Source organism: uncultured Campylobacter sp. (genome assembly GCF_937997405.1).
Taxonomy (GTDB): domain Bacteria; phylum Campylobacterota; class Campylobacteria; order Campylobacterales; family Campylobacteraceae; genus Campylobacter_B.
In genome coordinates this window covers 36,638-43,950 of record NZ_CALKTL010000150.1, presented here as the reverse complement: position 1 = coordinate 43,950, position 7,313 = coordinate 36,638, and the positions used below count along the sequence as shown (strand labels likewise).

Here is a 7,313-nt window from a genome sequence, read left to right as displayed (position 1 = left end):
AAATTTGGGCGAGCTAAATCGCGAGAAGATTTATAAAATTTACCACCTCGCTTTTTGCGATACGGCGCTAAAAAACACCAAGCGGCTGATTCTGCGGATCCGCAACGGCAGCGAGGTGCTCGTTTATCCGACCGAATACATCGTGGGCGATAATTTCACCGAAAAGGTGCGCGAAATCATCGCGGCGTAGGTGCGACTCTTTCGTCGCGCCAGGTCGGTTAAAATTTTATTCTTGCTTGTTGCACTGCATACAAGCGGTATTTGAGCGCGCAGAAAGCCTAGACTTTGACGCGGTTGCGATAAGAGACGACAATATTTTCGGCTCAAAACTTGCTGCATGTAAAATTTACTGTGCTGCACGCAAAAACTAAAATCACGCAGATCGTCCGTGATATCTAAATTTATTGTGTTTATCGCGGTGGAATTTTATCTGTCAAAATTTACAAAAACGCAGACCGCTTCTGCTTCATTGCGTTGGCAAGGCTTGTAGCGCGCTGTTTGAGTTGCCGCAATAACAGCTCGCCATACCTTGACAGAGTTGAATTATATTGTCGCACTTAGCCTACCTTCGGTACAATAAATGGCGCGGACACTTTTAAATTTCTAGCTAAATTTTTGCAAAGTTTTACTTTGGCGGATCTCTACGCAGCTTTAAAATTTTAAACTTTAGCGGATTTGAAATTTTAGGTATAGCTTTACTACGTAAAATTTTATCGCGGTAAAATTTCGCCGAGCAAATTTAGTAAAGCACGCAAAAACGGACTCAAGACGTGCAGAAAAAATCCGAAACAAAGCTGACCCAAGCAAACGGTGCCCTAAAATCGAGCTAGCGCGCACTAGGCTCGAGCCGAGCCGCGCGCCGGGATGCAACCTGTCTTAAATCCAAAATTTATCAAAATTATTAAACGGCTGTATTTGAAATTTTTCGCACTGTATATATTGACTGCGCTAAACGTGTTTGTCCTTCCTAAAAATATAGGCAGTAATGCCGTTTACGCGGGCTTTGTAAGTCTTATAAAGCAGTTTTTCAAATATCGCCGTAGCAGGGATTGATCCGTACGCGCGGCTAGCATCTTTGATTTTGGCGCAGGCTACTTTCTATACTTAAAGAATGGCGCTAATTCAATTTCGCGCGATTTTTAGTGGCGAAATTTAGCGAGTTGAAATTCAGAAATTCTGCCGTTTCCAAGCCGCTGGAATTTGAGCTCAAATTTAGAGTTCGCGAGAATTTTAAATTTTACGACGTGAAATTGTGAAGCGGGATTTTAGAATTTTGAAATTCTGCGCCGTGGAGTTTTGTATTTTGAAATTTCGCGAGCTGTAAATTTAGGCTAAATTTTAAAATTTGTAACGATAAATTTTAAAATTTTAGGCTGCGCGGCTCGGCAAAGCGCATCCGCCTCTTGATAAATCAAATTTCTAATCTGGTTTAAATTTAAGAAGCACGGTTGCTGCCGTAAAATTCTATACGCAGCAGCGGTTTTTTAAACGACAGCGCGCCAAAGTGGTGATGATTCTCACGCAAAATATGCCGCGCCTGCCGCAAGCACTGCGTGGCAGGGCAAGCGAGCATTTACGCGATCGTGCGGGCTAGTTTATCTCTTAAATTTAAAATTTCATCGCGCTTTAGCACGAAGCTGTTTTTGTTGGCGATGAGGTGCGCCGAGCTTTGCATTATGGTTTCTGCGGGTTGCAGCCCGTTTTGCTTCATCGTAGCGCCGGTCTCCACGACATCGACGATAGCGTCGGCAAGCCCTATGAGCGGGGCTAGCTCGATCGAGCCGTAGAGTTTGATGATATTTACGGCGACGGCCTTGGAGGCGAAGTATTCGCGAGTGATGTTGGGCATTTTCGTAGCGATCTTAAGGCTCGGAGCGCCGTAGTTTAGCTGAGTGCCCGCATGTACGCCCACACAGACGCGGCATTTTCCGATTTTAAGATCGAGCAGCGTAAGTACGTCGGGGCGATGCTCCTCAAGCACGTCAAGCCCCACTACGCCGATATCCGCCGCACCGCCCATAACGTAAGTAGGGATATCTTGGTTGCGGACGTAGAGGAATTTAAAATCGCCCTCTTGCATTATGAGTTTGCGATCCTCGAAAGCAAAATCAAGCCCGAAGATGGTTTTGAAAATTTTAAGCGTATCGTCGGCTATACGGCCTTTTGGTAGGGCTATGGTTATCATGCGAGCTCCTTTTTTGCGATCAAGCTCACCATCGATTTAAAGATCAGATCCTTTTCATAGATCGAGTTGCGGAAATACCGCATCAGATAGGCTCCGTCGCCGCCAGTGAAGTAAATTTTATTATTGCCCGCGATGTTTTCGATAGTAAGCACGATAGGCTTTAAAATCCCGTAGTTTACGGCATTTATGGTCTTTTGCGGTAGCGGGTCCAGATCGATATTGGTTGAAAGCGTAACATCCAGCACGGGCGCGATGCTCGCGAACGACTTTAAAAGCGTGCCGATACCAGGCATTATGAATCCACCTAGGTGTGAGCTTTTAAACATCAAATCCACGGTGATTGCGCTGCCAGCATCGACGACGACGCCGGTGTTTACGGCCGAACACGCCGCTATGCGGTCGATCCCAAGCCCGCGGTAGGCGGTTTTTAGCTCAAAGTGCGGCGCGAGATCGACAAATAGAGGGTTTTTCAGTTTTTTTTTCACGCTTTCGTTTACGCTAATGAAAAAAATTCGCTCCTTCGGCTCATACCGCATAAACTCCGCTACGGGCATACTTTGCGTTACGCCGCCTTTATAAAATTTAACCCTGGAATTTCCTATGTCACACAAAAGCATAGAGGCTAAATCCGTTTTCTTTTAAAAATTTCGCGCTTTTAGAGCACATTTGCGAGTTGTAAAACAGCACGCGCTTTTTCACGACCTTGCCTAGGCTTGCGCTAATATCGCTTGCGAGCGAGAGCAGAAATTCCGCGTCGCGCATTACAAAGCGAGATTTTGCGTCGCGCATAAACAAAAGGACGTTGTAGCTTTTCAGATCTACGCCGAAATACGCGCCGTATGATCGCGAGCGCGTAAAGCTAGCGATATCTAGCGTTTGGAATTTTTGAAGCAGAAGCCCTTCGCGAACGCAAAGTTTTGAAATTTTATCTAGCATCAAAATTTAAAATTTTATCGTCGTAGTAAAAGGACGCGCCCGCGATAAAGGACTTATCATCGAACTCGCCATTTAGCTCGTAGATCGCTTGTCCCTCTAAATTTTCATTTAGACGGATGACGTAGCCGTTGCGCTCGATGATATACAAATAGCCGCCGCTAAGTAGTGCGCCACTAAACTGCGCGAAGGTAAATTTACGCGATTTGATCAAATTTAGCCCGCGATCTAGTAGCTCGACTCTGCCGTCTTTTAAGAAAAGATAAATTCTATCGCCGCTAAAAATCACGTCTTTGATGTCTACGTTATGATTTTTATTGCCCGCAGGACTTACCAGCATTAGCCTAGTGGCAGTTACGGCATAAAGGTTATCGCCCTTGTTTTCTAAGGCGATAATGTTGTTAAAAAACGGCTGGTTGCTCACGACGAAATCGCGTGCCGAGCGCCCGCCTACGTTTTCTGCGATGCTGACTAGTCCGTCTAACGCAGGATAAGCGATAAGTTGGTTGATAAATATTGGTGACGCTACGCGCGAATCGATTGCGAATGCATCGCCTACTTTATGATCGAGTACCACTGCGCCCGAACTTAGCTTGATAAGCATGATCGAATCATCGCTCATCACTAAAGCCAAATCATCGCCGCGTATATTTGCGCTGAGCGCTTGTCTGCCTAGGGCTTTTTCAAATTTTACGGCGCCTGTGCCACTAACTACTTTAAGCGTGCCATTGATATCGGCTACGACGAAATTTCCGTCATATTCGCCTAAAAATTTTTCACTTTTTAGGACTTTGAAATTTTTTACCAATCCGTTTTTAGAGATGACTTCGCCGTCTTTTAGCGTCGCGCCATCTTTACTAACCGCTACGATTTCCGATGGCAGTGAGCCGTTAAATTTCATATCACCTGTGATGTTTTCGTCGCTGGGTTCAAAATACTGGCGCTTCGTCGAGCAGCCTAAAAATAAAAACGATAGTAAAAGCGTAAATATCAGCGTTTTTTTCATTATTTATTGCCTCCATAGTGTTTCAAAGCAAGTGCGATTTGACGAACTGGCGAGTTGAGCGGAATTTTATCTAGCTCTGCGTGAGCTTGCTCGATTTTGCCCTCTTTTAGTAGGTCGTAGCCTTTGAGCAAAGAATCGTAATCGGCGAGTAGCACTCCGCCTTGTTTGCCGTTTTGTAGATTTATTATCTCTTTTAGCATAACATCGATGCCTTGGGTATTTTCTAGCGCCGCTCGCTCGTCTGCAGAGCCGTTTTGCAAAATATAAAGAGCGTATAGATTTATATCTTTTTGCTTAAGCTCGGCTAGCTTAGTGTCGTCGCGCTTGTTAAGCAGCTCGTCATAGATCGCATTGGCACTTGCTATACGGCGATCACTTAGAAATTCATTTGCGTAATATCCGATAAATGCTACGATCAAAACCGCAGCCAAAAATATCAGCGGCTTTTTGTATTTTTTTACGAAAATTTCACTTTTTATGACGCTTTCTAGAAACTGCTCTTCTGTGCCAATCTCTTTTTTCACGCCTTCGATGTCGTCTTTTAAAGCCAAAATTTAGTCCTTTATTTGAGAAAATCGGCGTAATTGTAGCATAAAAAATTTTAAATACCGCCTAAGATAAAGAATTTTTATGATATAATGTCGCATTTATCAGAAAAAGGAAAGTTATGATAATAGACGATGCCTTGCTAAGTAAGCTGGAAAGGCTATCTGCTCTTAAAATTCCAGATGAAAAACGGGAGGAATTCAAGGGGCAATTGAATAATATCGTAGATTTTGTAGAAATTTTAAATGAGCTAGATTTACAAAGCGGCGAGGTGGCTATCACTACGCTAAAAGGCGGTACTCCGTTTCGCAAAGATATCCCGCGCAAAAGCGATGTCGCAGAAAGCGTCTTAAAGCATGCTCCACAGTCCGAAGGCGGCTACTTCGTAGTACCGAAAATCATAGATTGAAAGGAATTTTATGGAAGAAGTTCAAAGAAATTTAGTAGATATCGAAACCCTACTAAAAACTGTCGTTTTTAACAAAGCGAGCGACCTTCACTTAGTTTCGCGCTCGGCGCCTCAAATACGTATTGACGGAACATTGCGCCCGCTTGCCATGGATCCGCTTAAGGGCACGGATATCGAGTATATCTGCTACGCGCTCATTACCGATGCTCAAAAAAGTGCGCTCGAGGAAAATAAAGAGCTCGACTTTGCGATCGAGCTTCCTAATATCGGACGCTTCCGTGGTAACTACTACTACACTATGAACGGCGATTTGGCTGCTGCATTTCGTATTATTCCTATCGATATTCCTAGCCTGGACGATTTAAAAGCCCCTACGATTTTTAAAGAGGTAGTTAAGCACGAAAAAGGCATGATTTTGGTTACCGGACCTACTGGTAGTGGTAAATCAACTACTCTTGCCGCGATGCTAAACGAGATTAACGAAAAAGAGCGCAAGCACATCATCACCGTTGAAGATCCGGTTGAGTTCGTCCATACCAATAAAAAAGCGCTTTTTTCTCACAGAAATATCGGCACCGATACCCATTCCTACGCTAATGCGTTAAAATTTGCCTTACGTGAGGACCCGGACATTATCCTAGTTGGTGAGATGCGCGATAGAGAGACTATCTCGATCGCCATTACCGCGGCTGAGACCGGTCACTTGGTATTTGGTACGCTACACACCAACTCCGCGATGCAAACGATCAACCGTATTATCGATAGCTTTGATGGCGGCGAGCAGCTCCAAGTGCGAAATATGCTCTCCGTATCACTTACCGCGGTCATTTCGCAATCGCTTTTGCCAAAGCTTGGCGGCGGACGTATCGCGATCCATGAAATTTTGCTAAATAACAATGCTGTAGCGAATCTAATCCGCGAAAACAAGGTACATCAGATTTACTCTCAAATGCAGCTAAATCAGCAATCTACCGGTATGATAACTCAAACTCAAGCGATGGTTAAAGCGATCCGTGCAAATCAAATTTCAAAAGACACGGCGTTTAGGTACTCGACTAACCTACAAGAGCTAATAGGCGTGGTGGGTGCTTGATGGAAGGTATTAATTGGTTCGACGTCGGCTGTTTGGTACTCGTAGTGCTCTTCGGACTGCGCGGCATCACCAACGGCATCGTTAAAGAAATTTTTGGAATTTTGGGTCTCATCGGCGGTCTTTTTGCCGCAATGCGCTATAAAACTATGGCGGGCGTGTGGATTGCAGCAAAAATTCCAGCTTTACAGAATGCAAACGGCGTGCTTTCGGGCGATACGACGCAGGTTCTCATCGGCTTTATCGCTGTGCTTTTTGGGGTATGGATCTCGTGTCTGATTATAGGCGAAATTATTTCAAAATTCTTTAAATGGAGTGGACTCGGATTTGTCGATAAGATCGGCGGTTTCGTGTTTAGCGTAAGTAAAATTTTCTTGATTTTTGCCGTTATTGTTACACTTGCAAGCGGCCCTATGTCGATGAATGAACAGACCAAAAAGTATTTTGAAAGCAGCAAAACTGCGCCGATTTTTTTAAAAATAGGAAATTGGATTTTAAATCTCAAAGACGATCCGAAGATCAAACAAAGCTTGGATTCTATTGGTTCTAAGATGGATGATAAGCTCTTAAAAGATCAGAATTCTACCGCCCGTATGAACTCGGATCAAAATCAAAGCACTGAATCTAGCGATTTTAACGCCAGTTCAGAAGTAAATTCTACAGAAAGGACGAAATTATGAATGCAAAAATCGAAAATTTAGAGTTTGACGCTCTAATTGTTGAGTTTAAAAAGGCGCTTGCCGCTAGCGGTCTAAAATATACCAAGCAGCGCGAGGTTTTACTCCGCACGCTTTATAACAATAACAAACACTTCACGCCTGAGGCGCTTCACAACGAGATCAAAGCGAAATTTCCGGAGCTGAACGTAGGCATAGCGACCGTCTATCGTACTTTAAATTTGCTTGAGGATTCGGGGATGGCGACATCGATCTCATTTGGCGCGCAGGGTAAAAAATTTGAGCTTGCGAACAAGCCTCACCACGACCATCTAATCTGCAAAAGCTGCAATAAGATCATAGAATTTCAAGATGCTACTATCGAACGCAAGCAGCTTGCCGTCGCCAAAGAACACGGATTTACGCTCACGGGGCACATGATGCAGCTGTATGGAATTTGCCCTGAATGCGCGGCAAAAAGGAAGTAG

Annotated in this window: 11 protein-coding genes; 6 read left to right on the top strand and 5 right to left on the bottom strand. The window is 44.2% G+C overall.

All coding sequences use genetic code 11. The features are described from left to right. Both Q0372_RS08315 and Q0372_RS08310 read left to right on the top strand, forming a co-directional pair. Window positions 1-190 (top strand): hypothetical protein (locus Q0372_RS08315; RefSeq protein WP_298104788.1); only part of this gene is annotated, 190 nt, incomplete at its 5' end. Window positions 191-915: 725 nt separating this feature from the next. Beyond that, on the top strand, window positions 916-1,053 hold the full coding sequence (locus tag Q0372_RS08310) for a hypothetical protein (protein WP_298104787.1): 138 nt from the start codon (window positions 916-918) through the stop codon (window positions 1,051-1,053). Window positions 1,054-1,573: 520 nt separating this feature from the next. On the opposite strand, the gene hisG is transcribed toward Q0372_RS08310, so the two are convergent. From hisG to Q0372_RS08285, 5 genes are read right to left on the bottom strand one after another with little or no spacing between them, the layout of a single operon-like run. After that, window positions 1,574-2,185, bottom strand: a complete 612-nt coding sequence (gene hisG, locus Q0372_RS08305) for an ATP phosphoribosyltransferase (RefSeq protein WP_297924251.1) — start codon at window positions 2,183-2,185, stop codon at window positions 1,574-1,576. Beyond that, on the bottom strand, window positions 2,182-2,802 hold the full coding sequence (locus Q0372_RS08300) for a type III pantothenate kinase (RefSeq protein WP_298081766.1): 621 nt from the start codon (window positions 2,800-2,802) through the stop codon (window positions 2,182-2,184). The genes hisG and Q0372_RS08300 overlap by 4 nt, the downstream gene beginning before the upstream one ends. Further along, complete coding sequence (locus tag Q0372_RS08295) at window positions 2,789-3,124, bottom strand: hypothetical protein (protein ID WP_297879852.1); 336 nt, start codon at window positions 3,122-3,124, stop codon at window positions 2,789-2,791. Before Q0372_RS08295 ends, Q0372_RS08300 begins: the two co-directional genes overlap by 14 nt. After that, window positions 3,111-4,124 (bottom strand): L-seryl-tRNA selenium transferase, encoded by a 1,014-nt coding sequence (locus tag Q0372_RS08290; protein WP_298104785.1) that lies wholly within the window; start codon window positions 4,122-4,124, stop codon window positions 3,111-3,113. Before Q0372_RS08290 ends, Q0372_RS08295 begins: the two co-directional genes overlap by 14 nt. Further along, window positions 4,124-4,675, bottom strand: a complete 552-nt coding sequence (locus Q0372_RS08285) for a hypothetical protein (protein WP_297963491.1) — start codon at window positions 4,673-4,675, stop codon at window positions 4,124-4,126. Before Q0372_RS08285 ends, Q0372_RS08290 begins: the two co-directional genes overlap by 1 nt. A 116-nt stretch (window positions 4,676-4,791) precedes the next feature. On the opposite strand from Q0372_RS08285, the gene gatC reads away from it, so the two are divergent. Genes gatC through Q0372_RS08265 form a run of 4 tightly spaced genes read left to right on the top strand, consistent with a single transcriptional unit; the run spans window position 4,792 to window position 7,313 of the window. Next, window positions 4,792-5,079, top strand: coding sequence for an Asp-tRNA(Asn)/Glu-tRNA(Gln) amidotransferase subunit GatC (gene gatC / locus Q0372_RS08280; protein ID WP_298104784.1), 288 nt, complete (start codon window positions 4,792-4,794; stop codon window positions 5,077-5,079). 10 nt (window positions 5,080-5,089) lie between these two features. Next, window positions 5,090-6,172, top strand: a complete 1,083-nt coding sequence (locus tag Q0372_RS08275; RefSeq protein ID WP_005871218.1) for a type IV pilus twitching motility protein PilT — start codon at window positions 5,090-5,092, stop codon at window positions 6,170-6,172. Further along, window positions 6,172-6,849 carry a CvpA family protein gene (locus Q0372_RS08270; RefSeq protein WP_298104782.1) on the top strand — a complete coding sequence of 226 codons (678 nt, stop codon included), beginning with the start codon at window positions 6,172-6,174 and terminating at the stop codon, window positions 6,847-6,849. The genes Q0372_RS08275 and Q0372_RS08270 overlap by 1 nt, the downstream gene beginning before the upstream one ends. Continuing rightward, window positions 6,846-7,313 carry a Fur family transcriptional regulator gene (locus Q0372_RS08265; RefSeq protein ID WP_005871221.1) on the top strand — a complete coding sequence of 156 codons (468 nt, stop codon included), beginning with the start codon at window positions 6,846-6,848 and terminating at the stop codon, window positions 7,311-7,313. The genes Q0372_RS08270 and Q0372_RS08265 overlap by 4 nt, the downstream gene beginning before the upstream one ends.

Excerpts from the sequence above, each read along its gene's own strand:
- Q0372_RS08270 (WP_298104782.1), top strand. The coding sequence starts at position 6,172 with ATGGAAGGTATTAATTGGTTCGACGTCGGCTGTTTGGTACTCGTAGTG.
- Q0372_RS08275 (WP_005871218.1), top strand. The coding sequence starts at position 5,090 with ATGGAAGAAGTTCAAAGAAATTTAGTAGATATCGAAACCCTACTAAAA.
- Q0372_RS08265 (WP_005871221.1), top strand. The coding sequence starts at position 6,846 with ATGAATGCAAAAATCGAAAATTTAGAGTTTGACGCTCTAATTGTTGAG.
- Q0372_RS08290 (WP_298104785.1), bottom strand. The coding sequence starts at position 4,124 with ATGAAAAAAACGCTGATATTTACGCTTTTACTATCGTTTTTATTTTTA.
- gatC (WP_298104784.1), top strand. The coding sequence starts at position 4,792 with ATGATAATAGACGATGCCTTGCTAAGTAAGCTGGAAAGGCTATCTGCT.
- hisG (WP_297924251.1), bottom strand. The coding sequence starts at position 2,185 with ATGATAACCATAGCCCTACCAAAAGGCCGTATAGCCGACGATACGCTT.
- Q0372_RS08300 (WP_298081766.1), bottom strand. The coding sequence starts at position 2,802 with ATGCTTTTGTGTGACATAGGAAATTCCAGGGTTAAATTTTATAAAGGC.